This window comes from Streptomyces sp. JW3, assembly GCF_052216785.1.
In the GTDB taxonomy this organism is placed as follows: Bacteria; Actinomycetota; Actinomycetes; order Streptomycetales; family Streptomycetaceae; genus Streptomyces.
This window is the reverse complement of record NZ_JBQOUX010000010.1, coordinates 37,570-63,566: the sequence shown is the minus strand read 5'-3', so window position 1 is coordinate 63,566 and position 25,997 is coordinate 37,570. Positions and strand designations below refer to the sequence as shown.

At 71.4% G+C, this 25,997-nt stretch carries 21 protein-coding genes, 1 tRNA gene and 1 pseudogene; 13 read left to right on the top strand and 10 right to left on the bottom strand.

What is annotated here, in order from left to right; all coding sequences use genetic code 11:
• Positions 1-158 precede the first annotated feature (158 nt).
• A pseudogene (locus ACTT8P_RS06895) lies at positions 159-875 on the bottom strand (PP2C family protein-serine/threonine phosphatase); the annotation flags it as partial.
• Positions 876-1,629: 754 nt separating this feature from the next.
• Here ACTT8P_RS06895 and ACTT8P_RS06890 point away from each other — a divergent pair.
• Together ACTT8P_RS06890 and ACTT8P_RS06885 are read left to right on the top strand one after the other, a co-directional pair.
• On the top strand, positions 1,630-3,024 hold the full coding sequence (locus tag ACTT8P_RS06890) for an NAD(P)/FAD-dependent oxidoreductase (RefSeq protein WP_442830630.1): 1,395 nt from the start codon (positions 1,630-1,632) through the stop codon (positions 3,022-3,024).
• A gap of 213 nt (positions 3,025-3,237) precedes the next feature.
• A complete protein-coding gene (locus tag ACTT8P_RS06885) occupies positions 3,238-4,539 on the top strand; it encodes a class I SAM-dependent methyltransferase (protein WP_442830629.1) in 1,302 nt (433 codons plus the stop codon).
• A 72-nt stretch (positions 4,540-4,611) separates the two neighbouring features.
• Here the strand turns inward: ACTT8P_RS06885 and ACTT8P_RS06880 are convergent, their stop codons facing one another.
• Positions 4,612-7,131, bottom strand: coding sequence for an ABC transporter permease (locus tag ACTT8P_RS06880; RefSeq protein WP_442830628.1), 2,520 nt, complete (start codon positions 7,129-7,131; stop codon positions 4,612-4,614).
• Positions 7,132-7,197: 66 nt separating this feature from the next.
• On the bottom strand, positions 7,198-7,968 hold the full coding sequence (locus tag ACTT8P_RS06875; RefSeq protein ID WP_442830627.1) for an ABC transporter ATP-binding protein: 771 nt from the start codon (positions 7,966-7,968) through the stop codon (positions 7,198-7,200).
• A gap of 408 nt (positions 7,969-8,376) precedes the next feature.
• On the opposite strand from ACTT8P_RS06875, the gene ACTT8P_RS06870 reads away from it, so the two are divergent.
• Positions 8,377-8,463 (top strand) — tRNA-Leu (locus ACTT8P_RS06870).
• Between the two features lie 72 nt (positions 8,464-8,535).
• Here the strand turns inward: ACTT8P_RS06870 and ACTT8P_RS06865 are convergent.
• Together ACTT8P_RS06865 and ACTT8P_RS06860 are read right to left on the bottom strand one after the other, a co-directional pair.
• Positions 8,536-8,706, bottom strand: coding sequence for a hypothetical protein (locus ACTT8P_RS06865; protein WP_442830626.1), 171 nt, complete (start codon positions 8,704-8,706; stop codon positions 8,536-8,538).
• A 209-nt stretch (positions 8,707-8,915) separates the two neighbouring features.
• Entirely contained in the window at positions 8,916-9,848 is a 933-nt protein-coding gene (locus ACTT8P_RS06860; RefSeq protein ID WP_442830625.1) for a hypothetical protein, read from the bottom strand.
• A 598-nt stretch (positions 9,849-10,446) separates the two neighbouring features.
• Between ACTT8P_RS06860 and ACTT8P_RS06855 the strand changes: the two genes are divergently transcribed.
• The 7 genes from ACTT8P_RS06855 to ACTT8P_RS06825 all read left to right on the top strand — a co-directional run bounded on the left by ACTT8P_RS06855 (position 10,447) and on the right by ACTT8P_RS06825 (position 17,980).
• On the top strand, positions 10,447-11,007 hold the full coding sequence (locus tag ACTT8P_RS06855) for a hypothetical protein (RefSeq protein WP_442830624.1): 561 nt from the start codon (positions 10,447-10,449) through the stop codon (positions 11,005-11,007).
• Positions 11,000-11,560, top strand: coding sequence for an ATP-binding protein (locus ACTT8P_RS06850; protein WP_442830623.1), 561 nt, complete (start codon positions 11,000-11,002; stop codon positions 11,558-11,560). The genes ACTT8P_RS06855 and ACTT8P_RS06850 overlap by 8 nt, the downstream gene beginning before the upstream one ends.
• Positions 11,561-11,741: 181 nt before the next feature.
• Entirely contained in the window at positions 11,742-12,911 is a 1,170-nt protein-coding gene (locus ACTT8P_RS06845) for a phosphotransferase (RefSeq protein WP_442830622.1), read from the top strand.
• On the top strand, positions 12,908-13,834 hold the full coding sequence (locus ACTT8P_RS06840; RefSeq protein ID WP_442830621.1) for a lactate/malate family dehydrogenase: 927 nt from the start codon (positions 12,908-12,910) through the stop codon (positions 13,832-13,834). The genes ACTT8P_RS06845 and ACTT8P_RS06840 overlap by 4 nt, the downstream gene beginning before the upstream one ends.
• On the top strand, positions 13,831-14,964 hold the full coding sequence (locus ACTT8P_RS06835) for a hypothetical protein (RefSeq protein ID WP_442830620.1): 1,134 nt from the start codon (positions 13,831-13,833) through the stop codon (positions 14,962-14,964). The genes ACTT8P_RS06840 and ACTT8P_RS06835 overlap by 4 nt, the downstream gene beginning before the upstream one ends.
• 808 nt (positions 14,965-15,772) lie before the next feature.
• Positions 15,773-16,945: a 4-hydroxybenzoate 3-monooxygenase gene (locus ACTT8P_RS06830; protein ID WP_442830619.1), complete on the top strand. Its 1,173-nt coding sequence runs from the start codon at positions 15,773-15,775 to the stop codon at positions 16,943-16,945.
• Positions 16,946-17,092: 147 nt separating this feature from the next.
• The gene (locus tag ACTT8P_RS06825; RefSeq protein WP_442830618.1) at positions 17,093-17,980 is read left to right on the top strand and encodes a Bax inhibitor-1/YccA family protein; all 888 of its coding nucleotides are present in this window, start codon (positions 17,093-17,095) and stop codon (positions 17,978-17,980) included.
• A gap of 77 nt (positions 17,981-18,057) precedes the next feature.
• Here ACTT8P_RS06825 and ACTT8P_RS06820 read toward each other — a convergent pair whose 3' ends face one another.
• Positions 18,058-18,288, bottom strand: a complete 231-nt coding sequence (locus tag ACTT8P_RS06820) for a DUF4287 domain-containing protein (protein WP_442830617.1) — start codon at positions 18,286-18,288, stop codon at positions 18,058-18,060.
• A 102-nt stretch (positions 18,289-18,390) separates the two neighbouring features.
• Here ACTT8P_RS06820 and ACTT8P_RS06815 point away from each other — a divergent pair, with 102 nt between their 5' ends.
• Complete coding sequence (locus ACTT8P_RS06815) at positions 18,391-18,702, top strand: hypothetical protein (RefSeq protein ID WP_361156958.1); 312 nt, start codon at positions 18,391-18,393, stop codon at positions 18,700-18,702.
• 114 nt (positions 18,703-18,816) lie between these two features.
• Here ACTT8P_RS06815 and ACTT8P_RS06810 read toward each other — a convergent pair whose 3' ends face one another.
• From ACTT8P_RS06810 to ACTT8P_RS06800, 3 genes are all read right to left on the bottom strand, one after another.
• Positions 18,817-19,617, bottom strand: a complete 801-nt coding sequence (locus ACTT8P_RS06810; protein WP_442830616.1) for a hypothetical protein — start codon at positions 19,615-19,617, stop codon at positions 18,817-18,819.
• A 270-nt stretch (positions 19,618-19,887) separates the two neighbouring features.
• Entirely contained in the window at positions 19,888-21,108 is a 1,221-nt protein-coding gene (locus ACTT8P_RS06805) for an acetyl-CoA C-acetyltransferase (RefSeq protein WP_442830615.1), read from the bottom strand.
• Positions 21,109-21,271: 163 nt separating this feature from the next.
• Positions 21,272-22,297, bottom strand: a complete 1,026-nt coding sequence (locus ACTT8P_RS06800; protein WP_442830614.1) for an SGNH/GDSL hydrolase family protein — start codon at positions 22,295-22,297, stop codon at positions 21,272-21,274.
• Positions 22,298-22,512: 215 nt separating this feature from the next.
• Between ACTT8P_RS06800 and ACTT8P_RS06795 the strand changes: the two genes are divergently transcribed.
• Complete coding sequence (locus tag ACTT8P_RS06795) at positions 22,513-23,901, top strand: cystathionine beta-synthase (protein WP_442830613.1); 1,389 nt, start codon at positions 22,513-22,515, stop codon at positions 23,899-23,901.
• A 547-nt stretch (positions 23,902-24,448) separates the two neighbouring features.
• Here ACTT8P_RS06795 and ACTT8P_RS06790 read toward each other — a convergent pair.
• A complete protein-coding gene (locus tag ACTT8P_RS06790; RefSeq protein ID WP_442830671.1) occupies positions 24,449-24,853 on the bottom strand; it encodes a hypothetical protein in 405 nt (134 codons plus the stop codon).
• 191 nt (positions 24,854-25,044) lie between these two features.
• Between ACTT8P_RS06790 and ACTT8P_RS06785 the strand changes: the two genes are divergently transcribed.
• Entirely contained in the window at positions 25,045-25,902 is an 858-nt protein-coding gene (locus tag ACTT8P_RS06785; RefSeq protein WP_442830612.1) for a MurR/RpiR family transcriptional regulator, read from the top strand.
• Positions 25,903-25,997 lie beyond the last annotated feature (95 nt).

The following is a 25,997-nucleotide window of genomic DNA, read 5'->3' as shown; positions in this document are numbered from 1 at the left end:
ACGCCGCCCGTCTCCGTCAGTCCCGCCCCGTCCCCTCCGGCGGCCCCGTCTCCGACACCGTCACCGCGATCACCGTCAGGTCGTCCGCCAGGACACCCTCCCGCGTGCCGGTGGACCAGGTCGGTCAGGTGGTCCACCACGGCAGGCGGTCCCTGGCTCCAGGTGTCGCGCAGGCCCGCCTCCGGAGAGTAGAAGGCGCCCTGCGTGTCGCGGGCCTCCAGGAGGCCGTCCGTGCAGAGGAGGAGCAGGTCGCCGGGGGTGAAGGGGCGGGTCCCGTGGGCCCACGGGCCGGGGTCCAGGTCGCCGAGGCCGAGGGGGAGGCCCGGGTCGGCCGGTTCCCAGCGGGCCACCCCCTCCCCCGTGGCGAGGAACGCCGGGCAGTGGCCGCGGCTCAGCAGCCGTATCTCGCCGCCGCCCGGGGGCAGTTCGGCGACGGCGGCGGTGATGAAGTGTTCGCCCGGCGCCGGGCCGTCGTCCCGTACCTCGGCCGTCTCCCGGATGTGCCGGGTCACCGCCTCGTCCAGGTGGCGGGCGAGCAGCGGCAGGGTGGAGGTGTGGTGCGCGGCCTCCCGGAAGCAGCCCACCAGGGCTGCCACGGCGGGAATCGCGTCGGGTCCCTTGCCGCGTACGTCGCCGATGAGCAGCCGTACCCCGTACGGGGTCTGTTCGACGGCGTAGAGGTCGCCGCCCACGGCCGCCGCGTGCGAGGCCGCCTCGTACCGTACGGCGATCCAGGTGCGGCCGAGCCAGGCCCGCACCGGTGGCAGTACGGCCCGCTGGGCGTACTCGGCGGCCTGCCGGGTGGCCAGCAGGCGCCGGTCCAGGGAGAGCCGCAGCAGGCACAGCGGGACGGTCGCCCAGACCAGGACCAGCATGGCGAAGAAGTCGACCACGGCGTGCCCGCCGTCGGAGTCCAGGTGACGGGCGAAGAGGAAGAGCAGGCCGGCGGCGGTGTTGAGGAGCGCGACCAGGACCGCCCCGCGCAGCGGGAGCACGCAGGCGGCCGTCATCGAGCTGAGGATCAGCAGCGCGTCGCCGCTCACGCCGCCCGGGGTGGGCAGGTCCACCACGCAGGCCAGCAGGGTCAGGGCCGGCGGCGTGTGCCACACCCACCGCGGGACGGTACGGGCCGGTGGGCCCGGGGCGTGGGACAGCAGCCCCGTCGTACGGCGGTGCGGGCTCATGGGGTCAACGTAATCCGCCCGGACCGGCCTCGCCCCCCGACGTATGAGCAGGTCGGGGAACGTCTGAGCGGGTTCGGCGGGCTCCGGGAACGGTCCGTGGGAGGGCCGCACAGGAAAGTTCGTGAAGTTCTTCACAAGAGATTGGGCCTCGATGAGCGACAAACGGCTTCCGGTTGACCCTTTCAGGGCCTCAACTGCCCTTTGAACATGTTCAGAAGCGTGGTATAGGAGTGGCCGGAGCGCTCGCGCGCGGTGACTGTCGCGGCGGGTCCGCAGGGCCGGAGCGGCAGCTCACGCGGCATTGACAACGGCGCGCACTACACGTGGGTTCCGGTTTCGCGCCATGACCTCCGTCACGCGAGCGGAGGAGTGTAACACGACCCTCACATAAGCTTGTGAAGGGGCGCACGAAGCACCCCCCTGGGGCAGGTGGATACTCGATGCCATGAGCACCACGGAGCGTCCCAGGATCCTCGTAGTAGGCGGTGGGTACGTAGGCCTGTACGCGGCTCGACGCATTCTGAAGAAGATGCGTTACGGCGAGGCGACCGTCACGGTCGTCGACCCCCGTTCGTACATGACCTACCAGCCCTTCCTTCCCGAAACCGCCGCCGGCAACATCTCCCCGCGCCATGTCGTCGTACCCCTGCGACGCGTGCTGCCGAAGGCGGAGGTCCTCACCGGTCGGGTCACCACCATCGACCAGGACCGCAAGGTCGCCACGGTCGCCCCGCTCACCGGCGAGGCGTACGAGCTGCCGTTCGACTACCTGGTCATCGCCATGGGCGCGGTCTCCCGCACCTTCCCGATCCCCGGCCTCGCCGAGCAGGGCATCGGCATGAAGGGCGTCGAGGAGGCCATCGGCCTGCGCAACCACGTCCTGGAGCAGCTGGACAAGGCCGACTCCACCACCGACGAGGAGATCCGCCGCAAGGCGCTCACCTTCGTCTTCATCGGCGGCGGCTTCGCCGGCGCCGAGACCATCGGTGAGGTCGAGGACATGGCCCGGGACGCGGCCAAGGAGTACAACAACGTGTCCCGCGAGGACATGCGGTTCATCCTGGTCGACGCCGCCGACAAGATCCTCCCCGAGGTCGGCCCCAAGCTCGGCCAGTACGGCCGGGAGCACCTGGAGAGCCGCGGCGTCGAGGTCTACCTGTCGACCTCCATGGACTCCTGCGTCGACGGCCACGTGGTGCTCAAGAACGGCCTCGAGGTGGAGTCCGGCACGATCGTGTGGACCGCGGGTGTCAAGCCCAACCCGGTGCTGTCCCGCTTCGGCCTCCCGCTCGGCCCGCGCGGCCACGTCGACACCCAGGCCACCCTCCAGGTGCAGGGCACCGACTACATCTGGGCCGCGGGCGACAACGCCCAGGTCCCGGACGTCATCGGGCGCAAGAACGGCAACCCGAACGCATGGTGCCCGCCCAACGCCCAGCACGCGCTGCGCCAGGCCAAGGTGCTCGGCGACAACGTCGTCTCCGGCATGCGGGGCTTCCCGCAGAAGGAGTACAGCCACGCCAACAAGGGCGCGGTCGCGGGCCTCGGCCTGCACAAGGGCGTCGCGATGATCGTCATGGGCAAGATGAAGATCAAGCTCAAGGGCCGGCTCGCCTGGTACATGCACCGCGCCTACCACGGCATGGCGATGCCCACGTTCAACCGCAAGATCCGGGTCTTCGCGGACTGGACGCTCGGCATGTTCCTCAAGCGCGAGGTCGTCTCGCTGGGCGCCGTCGAGACGCCGCGCGAGGAGTTCTACGAGGCCGCCAAGCCGGCCCCGAAGCCCGCCGCCGTCCCGGCCGCCCCGAAGGCCGAGGAGAAGGCCAAGGCTTCCTGACCCCGGTCAGCCGGCCCAGTTCAGCCAGCGCAGTGCCCGAAGGGGCCGTCCGCCATCCGTGGTGCGGACGGCCCCTTCGGCGTCCCCCGGCCGGGGGAACTGGATGGGATCTACAACTATTTTGCGGAGTCGTGACCACCGTGCGGGACTGCGGATCCCCTCATCCGGTGTTTACGTGGTGACCAAACATCCGGTCTTACGGAGGTGTGCGCCATGGCAGACGCCGCGTTGCGGCTGAAGAGCCTCGTCGAACAGGTGCTGGGGGCCCCGCTCCCGGTCCGCATTCGCGCGTGGGACGGCTCCGAGGCCGGTCCCCCGGACGCTCCCGCGCTCGTCGTGCGCAACCGCCGCGCCCTGCGCCGTCTGCTGTTCAAGCCCGGGGAGCTGGGCCTGGCCCGCGCCTGGGTGGCCGGCGACCTGGACCTCGAGGGCGACCTCTACGCCGCCCTCGACCTGCTCGCCGGGCTGATCTGGGAGCGCGGCGAGGACGCCCGTACCCTCGGCCAGGCGCTGCGCGACCCCGACGTCCGCGCCGCCGTGCGCGGCCTGGTCAAGCTGGCCGGCCCGCCGCTGCCGCCCGCCCCGCCCGCCGAGGAGATCCGCCGCCGCCGCGGCCACCTGCACACCCGCCGCACCGACAAGCGCGCCATCAGCCACCACTACGACGTCGGCAACGACTTCTACGAACTCGTCCTCGGCCCCTCGATGGTCTACTCCTGCGCCTACTGGCCGGCCCCCGAGGCCGCCGGCGGCACCCTGGAGACCGCCCAGCGCGACAAACTGGAACTCGTCTCCCGCAAGCTCGGCCTCCAGCCCGGCATGCGCCTGCTCGACGTCGGCTGCGGCTGGGGCTCGATGGCCATCCACGCCGCCCGCGAGCACGGAGTGAGCGTCGTCGGCGTCACCCTCTCGCAGGAACAGGCCGCGTACGCCCGCAAGCGCATCGCCGAGGAGGGCCTCACCGACCGGATCGAGATCCGGGTCCAGGACTACCGGGACGTCGTCGACGGCCCCTACGACGCGATCTCCTCCATCGGCATGGCCGAGCACGTCGGCGCCGAGAAGTACCTGGAGTACGCCCGCGACCTGCACGCCCTGCTCAAGCCCGGCGGGCGGCTGCTGAACCACCAGATCGCCCGGCGCCCGCAGCGCGACGAGCCGGCGTACAGCGTCGACGAGTTCATCGACTCCTACGTCTTCCCCGACGGCGAGCTGGCCCCGGTCGGGACCACCGTCGGCCAGCTGGAGCGGGCCGGGTTCGAGGTGCGCGACGTGGAGGCGATCCGCGAGCACTACGCGCACACCCTGCGCCGCTGGGTCGCCAACCTGGAGGCCGGCTGGGACCGGGCGACCCGGCTGGTCAGCCCCGGCCGGGCGCGGGTGTGGCGGCTGTACATGGCGGCCTCCGCGCTCGCCTTCGAGCACAACCGCATCGGCGTCAACCAGGTCCTCGCGGTGCGGACGCCCGAGTCCGGGGCGTCGGGGATGCCGCTGCGGGCCCGTACCTGGAACTGACCTCCGGGACGGTTGCCGAAGGGCCCCTCCCGGCCGGGAGGGGCCCTTCTGCAACCTTTCGGCAGGGTCCGGCTACTCCGTCTTGATGGCGGTGAGCAGGTTGAGGCGGGCCGCGCGGCGGGCCGGCCACAGGGCGGCCAGCACGCCGACCGTCGCGGCCAGCAGCAGGAAGACCGCGATCCGGCCCCACGGCAGCACCAGTTCGTAGGTGGCCAGCTGGGTGCCCACCAGCTCGCCCGCCGCCCAGCCGAAGAACACGCCCAGGCCGATGCCGAGCACCGCGCCGAACAGGGAGATGACCAGGGACTCCAGCCGGACCATCCGCTTGATGCCCTTGCGGTCCAGGCCGATCGCGCGGAGCATGCCGATCTCCTGGGAGCGCTCGAACACCGACATGGCCAGGGTGTTGACGACACCGAGGACGGCCACGATCACCGCCATCGCCAGCAGCCCGTACAGCATGTTCAGCATCAGCGTGACCATCTGAGCGATCTCGTCGGAGATGTCCTGCTTGTCCTGTACGGAGATGGCGGGGCTGTCGCCGAGCGCCGCGCGCAGGCCGTCCTTGGCCGCGTCGGACGCGCCGCCGTCCATCTTCACCAGGACCTGCATGTCGGCCGGGTCGTCGAGGTGCGGGGTCAGCGTCGGGAGGTCGACCATGATCCCGCGGAACATCTCGTTGCCCTGGTAGATCCCGGCGACCGTGAGTCGCTGCTTCTTGTCGTCGTCGTAGGTGGTGGTGAACGTGGACCCGGCGTGCCAGCCGTGCGACGTCGCGGTGTCCTCGTCCACGACGACCCGGGTGCCGCCGATCTCGAAGGCGCCGTCCGCGACCGGGAGGTCGGCCAGTTCGCCGAACGCGGTGCCGGTGACGCCGGTCAGGTACTCGTCCGCGCCGTCGATCTCGGAGTACGAGTTGCGCATCGGGCTGCTGGCGGTGACCCCGTCGGTGCCGGCCAGCTTCTCGGCGACGTCCGGGGAGAGGTAGCTGCCGTTGGCCATCGACACCACGTAGTCGGCCGCGATCGAGTCCGCGGCCATCTTGCCGATCGCCTGCTGCACGCCGGTCGCCGCCACCGTCATCCCGGTGATGAGGGTGAGCCCGATCATCAGGGCCGAGGCGGTGGCCGCGGTACGGCGCGGGTTGCGGACCGCGTTCTGCCGGGCCAGCTTGCCGGAGACCCCGAAGATCCGCAGCACCGGCGCGGCGGCCGCGATCAGCGGACGGGACAGCAGCGGGGTGAGGACGAAGACGCCGATGATGATCAGTGCCGCGCCGAGCCCCATCGGGGCCTGCGCGTCGCCCGCGTCGCCCATCGTGGTCGCGGCCAGCACCACGGCGACGCCCGCCGCGGTGAACAGGGCGCCGATCGTGTTCCGCAGCACCAGCGACCTGGTGGTCGGCGTGGCGTGCAGGCTGTTCATCGCGGCCACCGGCGGGATCTTCGCGGCGCGCCGGCCGGGCAGCCACGCGGCCAGCATGGTGATCAGGACGCCGACGGCGAGCGCGGCCACCACGGTGCCCGGGGAGACGACCAGCGGCCCGTCCGGGAAGTCGGCGCCGAGCGAACCCATCAGGGCCCGCAGCCCGGCGCCGATGCCGATGCCCGCCAGCAGACCGGTCACCGCGGCGACCGCGCCGACGATGAACGCCTCGAACAGCACCGACCGGGTGACCTGGCGGCGCGAGGCGCCCACCGCCCGCATCAGGGCCAGTTCCCTGGTGCGCTGGGCGACCAGCATGGTGAAGGTGTTGGCGATCAGGAACGTACCGACGAACAGCGCGATGCCCGCGGCGACCAGCAGGGTCTGCTTCAGGCTGTTGAGCTGCGAGGCGATCATCTCGGCCTGCTGGTCGGCGAGTTCCCGGCCGGTGGTCAGCTCGACGGTGTCCTTCGGCAGGCTCTTGCCGAGCGCGGCCAGCAGCGCCTGCTGGCTGACGCCCGGCTCCGCCTTCACCAGGATCTCGTCGTAGCCGCCCGCCGTGCCGAAGAGCCGCTGCGCGGTGGCCGTGTCGAACAGGGTGAGGCTGCCGCCCGCCGCGACCGCGCCGTCGTCCGTGCGGAAGACCCCGGCGACGGTGGCGGTGAGCACCGGGCCGTCCACGGACATCAGGATCTTGTCGCCGACGCCGTACCCGGTCCGCTCGGCGGTCGCCGAGTCGATGACGACCTCGCCGTCGCCGCGCGGCGCGTGGCCCTCGGTGATCGGGTAGCGGGGGTCGTCGGTGCCCCAGTAGTTGCCGCCCCGCACCTGCCAGCCGTCGCCGACCGGGTCGCCGTTCTTGTCGGCGAGCGCGGTGAAACCGGAGACGCTGCCGAGGGCGGAGGCCGCGCCGTCGGTGGCCGCGGCCCGCTCCAGCAGCGCCTCGGTCAGCTCGGCCGCCTTGTCGTCGCCCTCCTTCCAGGACGGTTCGACGGAGACGTCGACCTGGTCGAATCCCTTGGCGGAGGACTTCTCGTACGCGGCGGAGACGGTGTTGGTGAAGACCAGGGTGCCCGACACGAAGGCCACGCCGAGCAGCACGGCGAGCACGGTCATCAGCAGCCTGGCCTTGTGCGCGAGGACGTTGCGCAAGGCGGTACGGAGCATGGGGGTTTCTCAGTCCAGACGTGAGGGGACGGATTCTTTCGGTGCGCCGTCAGCTGGTTACGGCCGTCAGCTGGTCCGGCCCTTGGCGTCGAACTGCTTCATCCGGTCCAGCACCTTGTCGGCACTCGGCCCGTACACCTCGTCGACGATCCGCCCGTCCGCCAGGAAGACCACCCGGTCCGCGTAGGCCGCGGCGACCGGGTCGTGGGTCACCATCACCACCGTCTGCCCCAGCTCCCGCACCGAGTTGCGCAGGAAGCCCAGCACCTCGGCGCCGGACCGGGAGTCGAGGTTGCCGGTCGGCTCGTCCCCGAAGATGATCTCCGGCCGGGAGGCCAGCGCGCGGGCCACGGCGACCCGCTGCTGCTGTCCGCCGGACAGTTGCGCGGGCCGGTGCCCGAGCCGACCGGACAGCCCGACCATGCCGATGACCCGCTCCAGCCACTGCTTGTCCGGCTTGCGGCCCGCGATGTCCATCGGCAGCGTGATGTTCTCCAGGGCGGTCAGGGTCGGCAGCAGGTTGAACGCCTGGAAGATGAACCCGATCTTGTCCCGGCGGAGCTTGGTGAGCTGCTTGTCCTTGAGCGAGCCCAGCTCGGTCTCGCCGATCCGCACCGACCCGGAGGAGAAGGTGTCCAGCCCGGCGACGCAGTGCATCAGCGTGGACTTGCCGGAGCCGGACGGCCCCATGATCGCGGTGAACTCGGCCTGCCGGAAGTCGACGGAGACCCGGTCCAGGGCGACCACCTCGGTCTCGCCCTGCCCGTAGATCTTCGACAGCTCCGCCGCGCGGGCTGCCACGCCGGTCGACCGGTCGATGGGGGGTGCGGTGGTCACGGAGGCGCTCCTGTGGGGACGACGACGGGGGGACCGGATGGCCCGGTGCTCGATCCTGATCCATCGTCGCGGCCGCGGGCCGCCGTGTAGTCAGCCGCTGTTCCCGTTCCGGGGGGCGACTTCGGTCGGACTCCGACGGCTCGTGTCATACCTGCGGATGACGCCGCACCCCGAGACGGCGGGCCGGGTCGAGAACCGGTGGAGCGACCTCGTTCGGACGGTGAAATTCCGTCATTCCGCATGCGCGGCGGACCGTCGCGCGCGAGGCTATTGGCAAGTGCGGATGGCCCGTTCGGCTGTCTGATGCCCCCTCAGGCATCAATAAAATAAGACAACATCGGCCCACCCGGCCGCTGTTCGGGGGAGCCGCCCCGATAGGGTCGATCCTCGACGCGGAGCCCACGGCCTGCCCGGATGGTGGAATGCAGACACGGCGAGCTTAAACCTCGCTGCCCCTTAGCGGGCGTGCCGGTTCGAGTCCGGCTCCGGGCACCATCACTGTCACCCTACGTGACCAGTGACAATGGCCCTACGGGGCCGTCAGGGGGTACGGCCGGTCGGCTTCGGTCAGCGCTTCGTTTCGCCGAGGGCGGTGCGGAGCCAGTCGAGAGAACCCGTCTCCAGGACGGCGTCCGCGAGGGCCTGGCCGCTCTTGGTGACGATCCGGCCGCGGCCGTTGTGAATCCACCAGTGTGCGTTCTTGTATCTTCGGACTCGGTCTTCGATGCCCTGGATCATGCACTTCAGCTTGCCGGCGTCCCTGGCACACCTCTTCGGGCATGCCAGCGACCTGATCGGCTGCGATCGCGTGGGTCGGTTTGGCCCTCGTTGTACTTCTTGCCGAGGCGGTTGACATCCCCGGTCCGGGTCTCGCCAGTGTCGTGCCAGACGGCAGGGAAGTGCCGGGACCTGCCTGTAAAGGTACTGCCCGGCACTGACAGCCGGGTCTACGCGTAGGTGAGCTGCCAGCTGCGGGCCCGCTCATCGAGCTCCGCGGCAGCGCCGACTCCGCGCCGATCGAAGACCGCGAGCTGCCGGCGGATGCTGGCGATCTGCTTCACCGCGCGGTCGGAGTAGACGCCCTCGAAGTACCCGAGGGCCTGCCCCCATGTCCCGCACGCCTGTTCCAGGTGCCCCTGTGCCGCCTGTTCCCCGCCCTGCGAGGCGAGAGACAGGGCGGTGATGCGGTGCAGGCCGGTGTCGTGGCTGCTGTAGCCGCGTCCGGCGATGGCGTACTGCCGTTCCGCGTTGCGGTGGTCACGCAGCGTGCGGAAGGTCTTCGCCGCGTGGCTGCCGACCGATGCCCGGGGCGGGCCGTGCAGGGCGGTCCAGTACGGCATGACCTCGTCCTCACCGCGCGTCGCGAGGTCCTGTGCGCGGCGGATCTCCGCGACGGCCTCCGGGCCCCTCCTCGCGTTGGCGAGGGCGCGGGCGCGGCAGACGACGAAGACCGACAGCATGCCGGGCGCCGCGCGGCCGGTGGCGAGGCTGAGCGCGGCGTCCGCGAGGTCGAGGGTGTGCTCCGGGCACTGGATGTCCATGCCGTTGTGGGCCATGATCCGCAGCACCCAAGCCGTGTGCAGCGGGTTGCCGGCCTCGCGGGTCAGGGCGAGCGTCTGGAGGTAGTAGCGCTGGGCCAGGCCGTGCTCGCCGGCATCGTACGCCTTCCATCCGGCGAGGAAGCTGACGCTCGCCGCGGCGGTCAGCGCGTCGGCGCGGAGGGACTCCTTCGCGAACCGGCCGTGCACGATGTCGGCGACGTCGGAGCGGAGGTACTGCACGACGGCGGAGCGCCCGTGCCGGCCGCCCTGGCGCTCGTCGATGGACGTGAACGCGCGGAGCATGGCGCGGACGGTGTCGATGTCGGAGTCCCCGATCATGCGCCCGCGTGCGGTCTCGGCGCGTTGCTGTGCCTCCGCGGCCTGGGCGTGCGACAGGGGGAGCGCGGCGGCAGCAACGCTGTACGCCGCGGTGGTCAGAATCTTCCGGCGGTTGATGTCGGCCTCCCCAATTCGCCGTAGAATGTCGATCGCATCTGGCCCCAAGCCCAACCCAAGCAGGGCTTGGGGCTGGTCCGTGTCCGGGGCACTGAACCCCAGGTCCGATGGCCGGAGTTGACGGCCGAGACGGCGACTGATCGCCTCCACAATGTACGACGCGGTTTCGGATGCGGGCTCCTTGCTGCCGGCCACCCAGTGCGCCACCGCGGACTTGTTCGTCCGGAGGTCGTGACCGGCTAATGCGCCGATGCGCCGGACGTCGTCAGCGAGCTGCTGGTACGTCATCCCCGCTTCCCGCAGGGCCTCTCTGAGCGCATCGTCGGGCGCGCAGGAGTGAATAGTCACTCGGATCACCCTCCCAAGCAGGGCGTTAAACCCGGTAAACCAGTTTCCGGCTCCGGGGGCTACACCTCCCACTGTATGCCTCGGTGTACTCGCTGTAATCACGAACGCGAGACGGCCGCTTGGGGGCGTCGAGATGGAGCAAGACAGCACCGCCGGACACGGCGATGAACTGGAGCACTACGGGCCGACGGGAGGGATCCTCGTACACACCCGCGCCGTACGGGATTTCGCGGCGTCGACCTGGCTGTTGATGGCGGCCCCGGACATACAGCAGGCGCGGGAGGAATGGGCGGCGCACGGCGTCGCGCTGCTGCGGTGCGGCACGCTGTTTACCGTCGTCCGGGACCCGCTCGTCCTCATCGAGGCCGCCGCCGGCACGGAGGACAGGCAGCAGATCGGCGAGTACCTGTCCCAGGCGCTACTGGGCGGGCCAGCCTTCCTCGATCAGACGGCGCACAGTGTGTACTTCCTCGTCCCCGGTTCGACCGGCCGCACCTGGCGGGTGCCGGACACGGACATCGCGGGCGCCGATACCTACATCGGTGTGCCGGTGCCGGGCGTGCAGCCGGACGGCCGCCGGTACTGGCTGGTGGAGATGGACGGGCCGGGCATGCTGTGCTCGCCCAGTGCCGTCATGCAGCTGGTGATGCACGCCCGGTACCGGGCCGTCGCGGGGGGACGGGGCGGTGCGTGAGGCGCTGCGGCGCCGCCGCCTCACGCCCACCTACCGGGAGGAGACGGACGGCACGCGCGGCGTGAGCGACGTCTTCCGCCGGGAACCGGCATCCGTGCCCGCTGTCCGCCGGTTCGTCACCGACGCGGTGATGGACTGGAAGATGCCGGAGCTCGCCGACGCGGCGGAACTCGTCGTCTCCGAACTGACCTCGAACACCGTGCGACACGCGCGGGCCGACCACTTCCGGGTGACCCTGTACCGGCTGAGCGACACGGCGCTGAGGGTCGCCGTCTTCGACCGCAGCCGGGACCTCCCCGTCGTGCAGCGCGCCGACGACGAGAAGGACCACGGGCGCGGCCTGATCCTCGTGGACGCGGTGGCCGCGCGCTGGAGCTCGGAGCAACTCCGGTGGGGCAAGCGGGTGTGGGCCGAGCTGGAGATGCCCCCGCCGGTCGAGTCGCCGGTCTCCTCTGCACAGGAGCCCTACGGACGTGTCTCGCAGGCCGTTTGCGTCCTGATAGTGATCGCTGTCGCCGCGTTCCTCGTCGCGGGCGTGGCCGCGCAGCGCTGACGCGCACTCGAGAACGTCCCGTCGGTGCATGACGTGACCGCAGCGGCGGGACCCCTCCGGCCGTCCGCTTCCTCCACGGGCGGCCGGACCTCATGTCACAGACAACTGGCAGCCCGAGGAGGCGCCTGTGATCACCAGCGTCCCAGCCGTTCCGGCACAGGACAGACAGACCCCACCTCGCGTGGTCGACGTCTTCGTCCACGCTGCCGCGCTCATCCACCGCGCCGCAGCCGAGATATGGCCCACCGCGCCCGTCGAGCTGGAGTGCCACGTCCCCAGCGTCACCGGCTACGTACACCGCACCCGAGTCGGCGAGCGCATCCTGTACGCGAAAACCTCGCTGCTCGGCGTCTCCCTCGTCTCGCTCCTCCGAGGCGCCCGCGGCCCCTGGCCCGCAGTGCTGGAGGAACAACAGGCGTTTGTGCAGCAGCCTGACGGGCTGCTCCAGCGCGAAGCCGCTCAGTTGCGGCTCCTCGCCGGCCTCGACCGGCCCCGCGTGTGCGCGGTCGCCGGCCTCGCCCAGGGCGTCCTCTTCACCGAACCCGTCACCGGCCCGTCGCTGGCCGACCTGCTGCTCGTTCGCCCGAGCGACACCGCTGAGCTGCTGGCCCTCGCGTTCCACGAACTGCGCCCGCTCCACCAGGCCGGTGCCGCGCGCCGCCTCGACCCGGCTGGCGTCATCGGCGAGCGCAGCATCGCGGGCACCTTCCAGCGGAAGTTCAACGGGCTGTCCGGCGCGGCCTACATCGAGCGGCTCGGCGCGGAGCGCTGCACCCCAGAGACGAACGCGGAACTGGCGGCGCTGGTACGCCTCAGCGTCGAGCGGCTGCGGCATCTGCGTATGGGCCTGCCTGCTCCCGTGGGCACGACGCTGGTGTATGGCGACTTGAAGCCGGAACACGTCGTCTTCCCCGACGGGGCGACCGGCCGGCCGGTGCTGCTCGATCCCGGCCTGATGCGGGCGGCGCCCATGGTCGACGTGGCCAAGCTGCTCAGCCGCATGATCCTGGTCCTCATCGCCCGCCGACCTGACGCGACGACGACTCGCGAGATCCTCGACGGCTTCACCGTGTTCGCGGTGACCCGGGTAGCGCAGATGTCCGCCAGGGACCGGAAGGCGTGGCTGCGGCACCTGCTGACGCTGTGGCTGATGGACGCTCTGAACATCCTCACGACCTACCTGTCGGCCCCGGCCGCCCTGCCGCTGCCACCCTTGGGGCTGACGCTCATCGAGCGGGCCGCGCCGGTCTGCCGCCTCATCGACACGGTCAGCGCCGATCTGGCCAGGGACCCCGCCCGATCCGACGCGTGGGACCTCGCGCTCGACGAAGCGATGGCGGTCGCGTCATGACGGGCCGCGACGTGGCCGTAGGGATCGTCGGCACGGGCGCTGTAGCGCAAGCCGTCGGCGGCGTACTGGTGACCGCCAGGCTGTGCAGTCGGATCCTCGTGACCGGACGCACCGACGAGCAGGCAGCGGCACTTGCAGACGACCTCACCGACATGCGCACAGCCCTGCGCTCGACGGTCCACGCGTCCACCGCGACGGCCGCCGGCCTGCGGAACTGTGACGCCGTGGTCGTCACTGCGCGGGCCTCGTTCTACAACGCTCGTGCCACCGACGTCCGCATGGGCGGCGTGCAGGCAAACACGCCCCTGATGCGGGCGCTGGCCTCGCAGCTCGCCGGCTACCAGGGCACTGTGCTGGTGGTGACGAACCCGGTCGACCTGATGACTCGGCTCTTCGCCGAAGAGTCCGGCTGCACCCGCGTGTTCGGCATTGGCTCAAGCCTCGACACAGCCCGCTACCGGTCCACCCTCGCCCGCCTCCTGGGCGTGCCGCTGCATGCCGTGCGCGGACACGTCATCGGCGAGCACGGCGACGCCGCTGTGGTGTGCGCCTCGTCGACGACCGTCAACGGCCATCCCGTCCCGGTACCTCTTCAGGAGGTACGTGACGAACTCGTTGTCCGGCCCGGCCGGATCAGCAGCGGCATCGGCCGAACCAAGCACGGACCAGCCGGTGCCGTGGCGTCTGCCCTCCGCCTGGCCCTTGGCGTGGAGGACGGGTCCACCGAGCTGTCCGCGCCGTTTGGTGACGGCTTCCTCGGAATGCCGTTGCGGTTCACCCAGGGCCAGCCCCTACCGTGCATGCCTCTGCTCGACGACTCCGAGACTCGTCAACTGGAGGCCGCCCGCATCAAGCTCCGCGACGCCTACAGGGCCGTGCGCGGCATCCCCACCCAGCCGCTTCCCACAGGGAGAAACTCGTGACCCCTCACGCCGTACGCCTGGACGTCGCCAGTGCGACCGCGACCATCGTGTCCACCGACAAGGCCGTCACCGACTGGACGGCCCGCTACTTCGGGCAGTGGTGGAACGCCACCACCGTGGACGCAGAGAGCATCTGCGCCGGGTCGGTGGTCATCGCCAACGTCGACAGCGACCGGTACGACGACCTGGCGTACGCGGTGACGCAGGAGCCGCATACCAGCGTCGAGTACGCCAAGGCCCAGCTCCTCGTGACCCGCGACGTCTCCGCCGGCGTGTTCCGCGCCGTCTGCCCGGAACAGCGGCTCGCCTACCGATCCGAACCGGGCAGGAGCCAGCTGCACATCATCGGCTGCGACAGCGAGGCCGTCGCCACGGCGACCGCCCGCCTCGCCCGTGAGGTCGTGCGCGGCATCCTGCTGCGGGACGGGTGGGCTGTGCTGCACGCATCCGCCGTCGTCGACCAGGACGGCCGGGCCCTCCTGACCTTCGGGAGCAAGGGGGCGGGCAAGACGACCACGGCCCTCGCCCTGGCTGCCCGCCACGGCCTCCGCCTTCTCGCCAACGACCGGGTCTTCGTCCGCCCCGACGAGGACGCCGGTGTCGACGTCCTGCCGTGGCCGTCGGCTGCCGCGATCGGCCTGGGCCTCCTCGACGCCTTGAAGTGGTTCGACGTCGCGCAGGAGCGGCTGCGCGGCGGCGAGCAGCTCCACCCGACGCAGCATGAGCAGGTGACGGCCGCGCTCCTCGCGGGCGACCGCAAGCCACTGTGGAAGGAGGGCGGAACGGAGATGAAGGCACAGGTCTTCCCCGACCAGTTCGAGCGCTGGTTCAGCGTTCCCCTGGCCACCGGGGGAGGCGCCGCCGCACTCATCTTCCCCCGCATCGAGGCGGGCGCCACCCCGGCCGAGGAGAACACCGTCCGGACGTTGAGTGACGACGACTTCATGAGCGGCAAGACCGAGGACCGGTACCCGGACGTCTTCGCGCTCCTGGCCGTCGACGGCGGCGGTTCCACCAGCGTGCGGCAGGAGGTCTCGCGGCGCCTGGGCGCGATGACGCACCACTCCGTCGTCCTCGGCCACGACGTGGGCGCCAACGCCGACTTCCTCGCCAAGCTCGTCGGCGCCTGACCGGCTGCTGCCCGAGGAGGGCTGACGGTTCAGCCAGCCGTAAGGATGCGGGGGCGAACGGACGTCCGGCTGCATGACCTTGGCATGCTTGGGAACGCGGGCCGGTATTTCGAACCTTTCCCGAAAACCGGACTCCTGTGTGCAAGATAGTTGCCCGAAGAACCGGTTGACTTTGGGAATGACTCGCCGTGCCCCCGTGTGCGGTGGGGCGGCCCTGGCCCTTGCTCCGCAGGCAGGACCAGAGCCGCTGAGCGAGTCCGGCAACCCTTGCTCCGCAGCGAGGCGCCGGACTCGCGAGGTGGGCCCGGCAGACCTAATGCCGGGCCCACCGTCTTTTCGGCGCCCTTCGCCGCATGGATGCACTCCCGGGATGGAACCGGCCAAGATTGTTCGGTGAATGGCTGAGACACGAGCGGTGCTCATGTGCTCCGTCTCGCACGTCCTAGCAGGGCTTTACGGGGGTGCGCCAGAGCGTGCGCCAGTTGGCGCACCACCCCGTTGCGTAGCGGGCCGATGCGGGGGGATGCGTGAAGATCCGGGCGCATGCGACGAGGTCAGAGGATCGCCGCAGGTCAGAAGGGGTGCCGGGTCAGGTTCAAGTCCGGCTCCGGGCACTTTCTCCCTTGTGCGGCGCTTTCCCCTTGCTGCTGCTCCCGGGGCGCGCGGCCAGGGCGCCGTCGTCCACCCGTTGACACCAGCCGTTTCCGGTCGGAAACTCACCTCAGCGATCGGTGAAAGAAATTTCACCAGGCGAACACCGCGTCTCGCATCAGATATCGGCAATGACGCCAATCGAAGGGAACGACCGATGCGCACCACCGTCGGCATCATCGGGGCCGGCCCGGCCGGACTCCTGCTCGCCCGGCTGCTGCACAACGCCGGGATCGACTCGGTCGTCCTGGAGAGCCGTGACCGGGACTACGTCGAGCGGCGGCAGCGGGCCGGAATCCTGGAGCAGGGCACGGTGGACGTGCTGCGCGCGGCCGGCGCGGCCGGGCGCATGGACCGGGAGGGGCTGCGGCACGACGGCATCGAACTGCGGTTCGGCAAGCGCCGGCACCGGGTCGACTTCCCGGCGCTGACCGGCGGGCGGTCGGTCATGGTGTACGCGCAGACCGAGGTCTGCAAGGACCTCATCGCCCTCCAGTCGGAGGACGGCGGCCCGCTGCTGTTCGAGACGGAGGCGCTGGCCGTGGAGGGGGCCGAGGGCGAGAGCCCGCGGGTGCGGTTCCGGCGGGACGGCGTCGAGGACGTGCTGGAGTGCGAGTACGTCGTCGGCTGCGACGGCTTCTGGGGGGTCGCCCGCAAGGCGATACCCGAGCGAATAGCGCGCACGTTCGAGCGTACGTATCCGTTCGGCTGGCTCGGCATCCTCGCCGACATCGCCCCCTCGCACGACGAACTGGTCTACGCCCGGCACGAGCGCGGGTTCGCCCTGCTGTCCATGCGCTCCCCGTCCGTCTCCCGCCTCTACCTCCAGGTGCCCGCGGGCACGGACGCCGAGAAGTGGGCGGACGAGGAGATCTGGGACGAGCTGGAGCGGCGGTTCGAGACCGCCGACGACTGGCGGCTGGAGCGCGGGCCGATCACCCAGAAGTCCGTCACACCCATGCGGTCGTACGTCCATGAGCCCATGCGGCACGGGCGCCTCTTCCTGGCCGGCGACGCCGCCCACATCGTGCCGCCGACCGGCGCCAAGGGCCTGAACCTCGCCGTCGGCGACGTCGTCACCTTCGCGCGGGCCCTCACCCACCGGCGCGCCACCGGCTCCGACGAACTCCTCGACGCCTACTCCGCCACCTGTCTGCGCCGGGTCTGGCAGGCCGAGCGGTTCTCCTACGACATGACGACCCTGCTGCACCGCGCCCCCGACGCCACCGGCTTCGACGGCCGGCTCCAGCTGGCCCGGCTGGAGCGGATCGCCGGCTCCCGGGCCGCCGAGCGGGACCTCGCCGAGGCGTACACCGGCTTCCTCTTCTGAACGGCGGCCAGTGAGGGGAATCACCTGGACGGACAGCGTGTTCTCCGGCAGGACGAGGGAAAGATCCTCCCCAAGCACTAGGGTCATTCCTTTGCCGTTCTATTACTCTTGAGCCAAGGCCACGCACGATGGCCATGGAGGAGTGAAATGAGGAGCAGAAACCCGGTCTTCTCGCGACGGGGGTTCAGCCGCGACAACGGCTACGCGGGCTTCAACACCGCGCCGCAGGCCGGGGGACCCGCCGTCGCCACGCAGGCCAACCCGTACGCCCAGCCGACCGGCAACCCGTACGCGCAGAACCCGTACGCCCAGACCGACCTCGGCGCTCCGCCGCAGGCGCCGGCCGCCACCGGCCGGATGACCATCGACGACGTCGTCCTGCGCACCGGCTCCACGCTCGGTGTGCTCATCGTCACCGCCGCGCTCTCCTGGGCGCTGCTGCCGGTCGACGACGCCAACATCGGCAGGTCCTACGGCATCGCCATCGGCGCCGCCCTGATCGGCATGGTGCTGGCGCTGGTCCAGTCCTTCAAGCGGACGCCCACGCCGGCGCTGATCCTGGCCTACGCGGCGTTCGAGGGCGTGTTCCTCGGCGTCGTCTCCAGCGTGGTCGACAACCGCATCGCCGACGGCGCGGCCATGCAGGCGGTGATCGGCACGATGGCGACCTTCGCCGCCGTGCTGGTGGCCTACAAGGCCGGCTGGATCCGCGTCAACCGCCGCTTCGTCGGCTTCGTGATGGCGGCCTCGCTCGGCTTCGTGGCGCTGATGATGGTGAACATGCTGTTCGCCGTCTTCGGCGGCGGTGACGGCCTCGGCTTCCGCAGCGGCGGCCTCGGCATCCTCTTCGGTGTCATCGGCGTCGTCCTCGGCGCCTGCTTCCTCGCCCTGGACTTCAAGCAGGTCGAGGACGGCATCGCCTACGGCGCTCCGCGCAACGAGGCCTGGTTCGCGGCCTTCGGCCTCACCCTGACGCTGGTGTGGCTGTACCTGGAGTTCCTGCGGCTCATCGCGATCCTCAACAGCAGCGACTGACACAGGTTGCTGGAAAGGGCCCCGGGCGCGCGTCGCCCGGGGCCCTTCGCCTATTCAGGCAGCGGGTCCAGGCGCCTTCAGAGCAGCTTGCGCGCGGCCCTTCTGAGGTCGTACTCGTGCACGATCGCCTTGGCGTGGCCGTAGGCGAGATTGTGCTCGTGCCTCAGCCAGCTGACCTTCTCCTCGAAGCGGAAGAGGGCCGGGCCTTCCTCGACGGTGCGCAGCCAGTCGGAGACCGCACGACCGGTGCAGTGGGGGATGCGGGCGAGCAGGTTGCGATGGGTCTCCTCGGAGAGGACATGGGACATCGGCGCCTCCGGACGCAGGGGATGTAAGCCGGTCCTTCAGGTCACCGTGCCTGAGCGTTCGCCCGTTGGCAACAGTCCCGGAGGGCCGCGTACGCTCACGCCGTGGCTGATACGACACCTCTGACCGGTGCGCTGGAGCACTTCGCCGACCGGCTGCGGGCCGCCCCGCAGAGCAGGCTGCAACGGGGCGCCGCGGCCGAGGCGCTGGAGCTGGCCAGGGAGCTGTCCCGGCGGGCCCAGCTGGCCGAGGATCCGGCCGCCGAGCCCCGGGTGATGCCGGACGCCGGCATGTTCGCCGCCGCCGACCAGATCACCGTCGCCGGGCACGACCTGGCGCTCGTACTGGAGAGCGAGGCGGAGGTGGCGGAGGCGGTGCGGCTGGTGGCCGAGGCGCAGAAACGCGCCGGGGTGTGAGCCCCGGCGCCAGGGCTGTGTGGGGAGTCGGCGCGGGGAGTGTCTGGAGCGTCGGCGCCAGAATTGTCCAGCGAGTCGGCGACAGGAGCGTCCAGGAGTCGGCGCCAGGAGCGTCTAGAGGGACGCGATGACCCGGTCGGCCAGTACGTACACGCTCTCCTCGCCGCAGGCGAAGGTCAGCGCGTAGGCGCCGGAGACGCCGGAGCCGCCGAGCAGCACCGGGGTGCGGCCCGCGCGCAGGGCGGCGGCCAGGCGTTCCGCGGTCTCGCGGTGGCCCGGGGTCATGCACAGCGTGGTCCCGTCGGCGAAGACGTAGACGTCGAGGGTGCCCAGCGGGCCCGGCCGGACGTCCGCCAGCTCGACCCGGCCGGCCGCCAGCTCCTCCAGGGCGGTGACGGTGCGCTCGTGGTCGTTGACCACCGGGGACGGGTTCGGCACGAAGTCCGGGTGCGAGGGGTGCCGACGGCGGGCCGCGGCCAGCTCGGCGGAGTCGACCGGTTCGGCGGCCGGCTCGTCGGCCTCGGCGCCCGGTTCCGGCACCGGCTCCAGGTCGGCGAGGGCGGCCAGGTCGGCCGGGTGCGGCAGGAACGGTTCGCTGTCGGCGAGGCCCAGCAGCAGCGGGGCGTCGGAGACGTCGCGGCTCTCCTGCGCGGCCCAGAACGCGCGGGCCTCGGCCAGCTCCCGCTCGCGTTCCTCGGCCAGCGCCTCGGCGACCGCGGCGCGTATCTCGTCGGTGTCGGCCGCGGCGCGGGCGGCGGGCACCCGGCCGCGCAGCGCCGCGGCGCGGCTCTCGGCCAGTTCGGTGTGCAGGGCCGCGACCTGGCGGCGCAGCACCAGCACGCTGCGCAGGACCGCGACGCCCACGGCGCCGGTGGCTGCCGTGGTGAGCAGCAGGGCGATCGATGTGGCGCTCACTGACGTACTCCCGGTTCAAAGTCGACCCCCGACTTCCTACATCAGCTTGAAGGGCGGACTATCCCGCTGTCAGTGCGTAACGTCACGAAACGGACAGGACTTTGGGCCCCGGCGGGGTCGGTGGGGCTGGGCTGACCTGCGTAAATCTCCGGGGCGAGGGAGATAGGTCACATCCTGGGGGAGATTGGGTCACAAAACGGCCCAGAACCCTGGGGATTCCAGGGCTCCGGGCCGGGGATGACCAGGGGTCCCCGAGACGCTACGGAGGGTTCAGCTGAGGCGCTCGACGACCATCGCCATGCCCTGGCCGCCGCCGACGCACATCGTCTCCAGGCCGAACTGCTTGTCGTGCCACTGGAGGGAGTTGATGAGCGTGGTGGTGATGCGGGCGCCGGTCATGCCGAACGGGTGGCCGACCGCGATGGCGCCGCCGTTGACGTTCAGCTTCTCCAGCGGGATGCCCAGCTCGCGGTAGGAGGGGATCACCTGGGCGGCGAACGCCTCGTTGATCTCCACCAGGTCGATGTCGTCGATGGCCAGCCCGGCCCGCCGAAGGGCCTGCTTGCTGGCCTCGACCGGGCCGAGGCCCATGATCTCGGGGGAGAGGCCGGAGACGCCGGTGGAGACGATCCGGGCCAGCGGGGTCAGGCCCAGCTCGCGGGCCTTGGTGTCGCTCATGATGACCAGGGCGGCGGCGCCGTCGTTGAGCGCGCAGCAGTTGCCGGCGGTGACCAGGCCGTCGGGGCGGAAGACGGGCTTGAGGCCCTGGACGCCCTCCAGGGTGACGCCGGCCCGGGGGCCGTCGTCCTTGCTGACGACCGTGCCGTCGGGCAGCGTGACCGGGGTGATCTCGCGCTCCCAGAAGCCGTTCTTGATGGCCTCCTCGGCGAGGTTCTGCGAGCGGACGCCGAACTCGTCCATCTCGCGCCGGGTGACGCCCTTGGCGCGGGCCAGGTTCTCGGCGGTCTGGCCCATCGCGATGTACGGGTCGGGCAGCAGGCCGTCCTCGCGCGGGTCGTGCCAGCTGGTGCCCGCCTGCTGGGCGACGGCGGCGGTGCGGGCCTCGGCGTCGGCGAACAGCGGGTTGTGCGTGTCGGGCAGGCCGTCGGAGCTGCCCTTGCCGAACCGGGAGACCATCTCCACGCCGGCCGACAGGAAGACGTCGCCCTCGCCGGCCTTGATGGCGTGCAGCGCCATCCGGCTGGTCTGGAGGGAGGAGGAGCAGTACCGGGTGACGGTGCAGCCCGGCAGGTGGTCCATGCCCATCTGCACGGCGACGATCCGGCCCAGGTTGTGGCCCTGCTCGCCGCCGGGCAGGCCGCAGCCGAGCATCAGGTCGTCGATGTCCTTCGGATCCAGCTCGGGGACCTTGGCGAGGGCGGCCTGCACGATCGTGGCGGCCAGGTCGTCGGGGCGCAGCTCCTTGAGGGAGCCCTTGCCGGCGCGGCCGATGGGGGAGCGGGCGGCAGAGACGATCACGGCTTCGGGCATCACGGCTCCATTGGCGTTCGCGTACGGGTGGCTGGACTCCCTGGGAAGTTACCCGTACGTAGGGGTCGGGTCACGGGTACGGCGGTGTGACCCTGGACGCAATTTACTAAGCGCTTGCTTTTTTCGGTAGGGGTGCCACCGGGGCGGGCGCTACGAGTGGGCGCTACGACGGCTGCGCCGTGTGCTCCGGCTCCGTCTCCGACACCCGGCGCCGCCGGCGCCGCTTGAGCAGCGCCCACGGCCCGCGCGGCCCGGTCGGCATCGCCGCCGCGACCTCCGTGCCCGCCTCGTTCGCGGCCTCCGCCGCCGCCCGTGCCACCGGCAGGAAACCCTCGCGCCGCAGGGCGTCGGGACGCTCCTCCTCGGCCGGCCACAGGCCGAGCGCCGCGCACACCGTCGGCAGCACCGCCATCGCGGCGGTGGCGTAGCCGTCCGCGGAGGGGTGGTAGTTGTCGGGGCCGAACATCTCCCGCGGATTGCGGGCGAACTCCGGGCCCAGCAGATCGCCCAGCGACACCGTGCGCCCGCCCTGCTCCACCACCCCGATGGTCTGCGCCGCCGCCAGCTGCCGCGAGGTCCGCCGGGCCAGCCAGCGCAGCGGCTGCCGGACCGGTTCGATGGTGCCGAGGTCGGGACAGGTGCCGACGACCACCTCGGCGCCGGCCGTGCGCAGCCGCCGTACCGCCCCCGCCAGATGGCGCACCGAACGGGTGGCCGGCATCCGGTGCGTCACGTCATTGGCGCCGATCATGATCACGCAGACGTCCGGCAGCCGCACCGGAGCGGCCAGCACCAGCGCCACCTGCCGGTCCAGGTCGTCCGAGCGGGCCCCCGGCAGCGCGACCGAGCGCAGCTCCACCGGGCGCTCGGCGACCGCCGCCAGGCCCGACGCCAGCAGCGCGCCCGGCGTCTGCCCGGCCCGGTGCACGCCCTGCCCGGCCGCCGTGGAGTCGCCCAGCATCACCAGCCGCAGCGGGGGCGCACCGGCCGCGGGGAAGGCCGCGCCGTACAGTCCCTCCGCGTTCGGTACCCGGGTGGGCGTACCGATGCCCACCCGCCGCCTGGCCAGCTGCACCTCCGCCAGCAGCAGACCGAGCGCCGCCGCGCCGGCCAGTCCGATGCCGCCGCCGCCGTATGCCGCGCCGGCCGCGATCCGCCGGGCCACCCTCGCCCTCGACATGCTCGTCATGCGCCGCCGCCACCTCCTCACGAGCCGTACATCCCTTATTTGCCCGGTACGGACCGTTGCCCAATCTCAACGGGGAGTGAACGACCGCTCCGGGGTTCTCCACGGCGCTGCCGGGGCTCGTCCGCGGCCGTCCCGGAGCGGCGCGGGAACGGCAGGCCATAGGCTGACCGGCACAACCATCACCACCAGACTTTTCGCGGCATCCGGAGACAACGGTGCAATTTCACGACTCGATGATCAGCCTCGTCGGCAACACCCCGCTGGTGCGGCTCAACAGCGTGACCAAGGGCATCAGGGCCACCGTCCTGGCCAAGGTGGAGTACTTCAATCCGGGCGGCTCGGTGAAGGACCGCATCGCCCTGCGCATGATCGAGGCCGCCGAACAGAGCGGCGAACTGCGGCCCGGCGGCACCATCGTCGAGCCGACCAGCGGCAACACCGGCGTGGGCCTGGCCATCGTGGCCCAGCAGAAGGGCTACAAGTGCGTCTTCGTCTGCCCCGACAAGGTGTCGACGGACAAGATCAACGTGCTGCGCGCGTACGGCGCCGAGGTCGTCGTCTGCCCCACCGCCGTCGACCCGGAGCACCCGGACTCCTACTACAACGTCTCCGACCGGCTGGTCCGTGAGACGCCCGGCGCCTGGAAGCCCGACCAGTACTCCAACCCGCACAACCCGCTCTCCCACTACCACTCGACCGGACCCGAGCTGTGGAAGCAGACCGAGGGGCGGATCACCCACTTCGTCACCGGCGTCGGCACCGGCGGCACCATCTCCGGCACCGGCCGCTACCTCAAGGACGCCAGCGACGGCCGGGTGAAGGTCATCGGTGCCGACCCCGAGGGCTCGGTCTACTCCGGCGGCTCGGGCCGCCCGTACCTGGTCGAAGGCGTCGGCGAGGACTTCTGGCCGACCGCCTACGACCGCGAGGTGGCCGACGAGATCGTCGCCGTCTCCGACAAGGACTCCTTCCAGATGACCCGGCGCCTGGCCAAGGAGGAGGGCCTGCTGGTGGGCGGCTCCTGCGGCATGGCGGTGGTCGCCGCACTGCGCGTCGCCGAGCCGCTGACCGAGGACGACGTGGTCGTCGTGCTGCTGCCGGACAGCGGGCGCGGCTATCTGTCGAAGATCTTCAACGACGAGTGGATGGCCGACTACGGCTTCCTGGAGGACTCCGGCCCGAGCGCCCGGGTCGGGGACGTGCTGAACCACAAGGAGGGCGGCTCCATCCCCTCCCTCGTCCACATGCACCCCGAGGAGACGGTCGGCGAGGCCATCGAGGTGCTGCGCGAGTACGGCGTCTCGCAGATGCCGATCGTCAAGCCCGGCGCGGGACATCCGGACGTGATGGCCGCCGAGGTGGTCGGCTCGGTGGTGGAACGGGAACTGCTGGACGCCCTGTTCGCCCAGCGGGCCTCGCTTCAGGACCCGCTGGAGCGGCACATGTCGGCGCCGCTGCCGCAGGTCGGCTCCGGGGAGCCGGTCGCCGACCTGATGAGCGTGCTCGGCGCGGCCGACGCGGCGATCGTCCTGGTCGAGGGCCGGCCGACCGGGGTGGTGAGCCGGCAGGACCTGCTGGCCTTCCTGGCCGGTACGGCGAAGTAGCCGGTCTTCCTGGCCGGTATGGGGAGTAGGCCGGCTCTTCCGGCTGGTGCGGGGGAGTAGCCGGTCTTCCCGGCCGGTACGGCGGAGTAGCCGGTCTTCCCGGCCGGTACGGCGGAGTAGCCGGCCCTCCCGGCCGGTACGGCGAAGTAGCCGGTCTTCCCGGCCGGTACGGCGAAGTGGCAGAAAACGTGCGGTGAACGGCGGGCGGCGACGGCGAACTCGCGGTGGACCTCGGGTTTTCCATCCTTCGCCAACTGGTACGAGGGCGTCACGTTGACGCAGCACACGCTTAACACAGGTCCGGCACATTAGGGGATGTCGGCAGGGCGGGAGCGGCTCCCCGCCAGGCCGGCACCGAACGGCGCCAAGGACCTCCGGAGCGGCTCCCGGACCTCCATGGACGCCAGGACGCGCACCGCCCGGTCCCTGACCCGGCACCGCGTCCCTCGCGGGGACCGCCGTCGTCCCGCCCCCCGGCAACGGGGGTGCGGCGGTCCCCGCGCATGATCTTTCCCCGTCTTTCCCCGTCTTTCCCCAGAGGTTCTGGTCAGTCGTCGTCGCGGCGACCGCGGAACAGCCCCGGGTTGGTCCGGGCGGCCTGGGCGACATTCACCCCGACGATGCCGGCCCAGGCGACCAGCAGCCCCGGCAGGTCGGCGACGCCCCCGCCGATCGCGGACAGCGGGACGGCCAGGACCAGCGAGACGACACCGAAGCCGAAACGCTCGCCCCAGGAGTCGGTGGCCCTCGGAGCCCGGGAGTCCCGGGCCGACACCATCTGCTGCTCGGCGAACTGCCGGCGCACCCGGCGCTCGACGGCGCCGTCGATCCGCTGGTCCACCTTCTCCAGGAACGACTCCACCAGCGCGGAGTCGTAGTCCTCGCCCAGTTCCCTGCGGGCCCGCAGGGTCGCGTCGAGTTCCTTCTTGAGGTCGGCGTCGCGCGCGTCCATTCCCGTCATGCCGTTCACGCTACGGAGCGGGGGTGCCCGTGGCACTGGGGGTAACCCCCGTCTTCGGGGTGGGGCGCCGGGGGTGCGATGCATGACTGTATGCAGGGTTTGGGGCTGCTGAATAGGATGTGACGGGCCCGGTAACCTCCCGGGACGGGCTCAGTAGGACGGACTCAGGAGGGGGGCATGTCATGAGCGAGCACGCCGGAGGCGTGGCCGACAGCCCGGCCGCGCGGCTTCAGGCGCTGTTCGAGGGGCACCGGCTGACGCCGACCCAGCGGCGCATCGCGCACAGCATGGTGCGGCGCGCCGCCGACGTGCCGTTCCTGTCCAGCGTGGAGCTGGCCGAACTGGCCGGGGTCAGCCAGCCGTCGGTGACCCGCTTCGCCGTCGCCCTGGGTTTCGACGGCTACCCCGACCTGCGCCGCCATCTGCGCGAGGTGGCGCCCGCCGGGCCGGTGACGGAGACGCCGGCCAGCAACGAGTACCAGCAGGCGGTCGAGGCCGAGATCGAGAACCTGCGGCACCTCGCCGAGGTGCTCGCCGACCCCCGCCCGGTGCGGCGCGCCGGACGCCTCCTCGCCGCCAGCCGCCCGCTCCTCGTCCTCGGCCTGCGGGCCGCCGCCGCCCAGGCGCAGGGCTTCGCCTACTTCGCCGCCAAGGTGCACCCCGACGTCCGGCTGCTCGGCGAGGGCGGCACGATGATCCAGGACCGGATCGACGGCGCCGTGCGGGCCGGGGCGAGCGCGCTGCTCTGCTTCGCGCTGCCGCGCCATCCGCGTGAGGTCGTCGACGCCCTGGCCGCGGCGAAGGAGGCCGGGCTGACCGTCGTCACGGTGGCCGACTCCGCCTTCGCGCCCGTCGCCAAGGTCTCCGACCTGCTGCTGCCCGCTGCCGTCGGCACCGGGCTGGCCTTCGACACCGCCTGCGCGCCGATGCTGCTCGGCCGGGTGCTGCTCGAGGCCATGTGCGACGACCTGCCGGACGCCCAGGCACGGCTGGAGGAGTTCGACGCCCACGCGGCGGCCCGGGGGCTGTTCGTGGAGTAGGCCCTGCGTGGGCGCTGAGTAGGCACTGAGTGGGCACTGAGTGGGCGCTCTCAGATTCGTCTCACCTTGCGTCGTTAATCTGCGGGCCCGGTGCG

Bases quoted from the DNA above. Each gene is read 5' to 3' on its own strand.
- ACTT8P_RS06890 (WP_442830630.1), top strand. From the start codon at position 1,630: ATGAGCACCACGGAGCGTCCCAGGATCCTCGTAGTAGGCGGTGGGTAC.
- ACTT8P_RS06885 (WP_442830629.1), top strand. From the start codon at position 3,238: ATGGCAGACGCCGCGTTGCGGCTGAAGAGCCTCGTCGAACAGGTGCTG.
- ACTT8P_RS06880 (WP_442830628.1), bottom strand. From the start codon at position 7,131: ATGCTCCGTACCGCCTTGCGCAACGTCCTCGCGCACAAGGCCAGGCTG.
- ACTT8P_RS06865 (WP_442830626.1), bottom strand. From the start codon at position 8,706: ATGATCCAGGGCATCGAAGACCGAGTCCGAAGATACAAGAACGCACAC.
- ACTT8P_RS06860 (WP_442830625.1), bottom strand. From the start codon at position 9,848: ATGATCGGGGACTCCGACATCGACACCGTCCGCGCCATGCTCCGCGCG.
- ACTT8P_RS06855 (WP_442830624.1), top strand. From the start codon at position 10,447: ATGGAGCAAGACAGCACCGCCGGACACGGCGATGAACTGGAGCACTAC.
- ACTT8P_RS06840 (WP_442830621.1), top strand. From the start codon at position 12,908: ATGACGGGCCGCGACGTGGCCGTAGGGATCGTCGGCACGGGCGCTGTA.
- ACTT8P_RS06830 (WP_442830619.1), top strand. From the start codon at position 15,773: ATGCGCACCACCGTCGGCATCATCGGGGCCGGCCCGGCCGGACTCCTG.
- ACTT8P_RS06825 (WP_442830618.1), top strand. From the start codon at position 17,093: ATGAGGAGCAGAAACCCGGTCTTCTCGCGACGGGGGTTCAGCCGCGAC.
- ACTT8P_RS06820 (WP_442830617.1), bottom strand. From the start codon at position 18,288: ATGTCCCATGTCCTCTCCGAGGAGACCCATCGCAACCTGCTCGCCCGC.
- ACTT8P_RS06805 (WP_442830615.1), bottom strand. From the start codon at position 21,108: ATGCCCGAAGCCGTGATCGTCTCTGCCGCCCGCTCCCCCATCGGCCGC.
- ACTT8P_RS06800 (WP_442830614.1), bottom strand. From the start codon at position 22,297: ATGACGAGCATGTCGAGGGCGAGGGTGGCCCGGCGGATCGCGGCCGGC.
- ACTT8P_RS06790 (WP_442830671.1), bottom strand. From the start codon at position 24,853: ATGGACGCGCGCGACGCCGACCTCAAGAAGGAACTCGACGCGACCCTG.
- ACTT8P_RS06785 (WP_442830612.1), top strand. From the start codon at position 25,045: ATGAGCGAGCACGCCGGAGGCGTGGCCGACAGCCCGGCCGCGCGGCTT.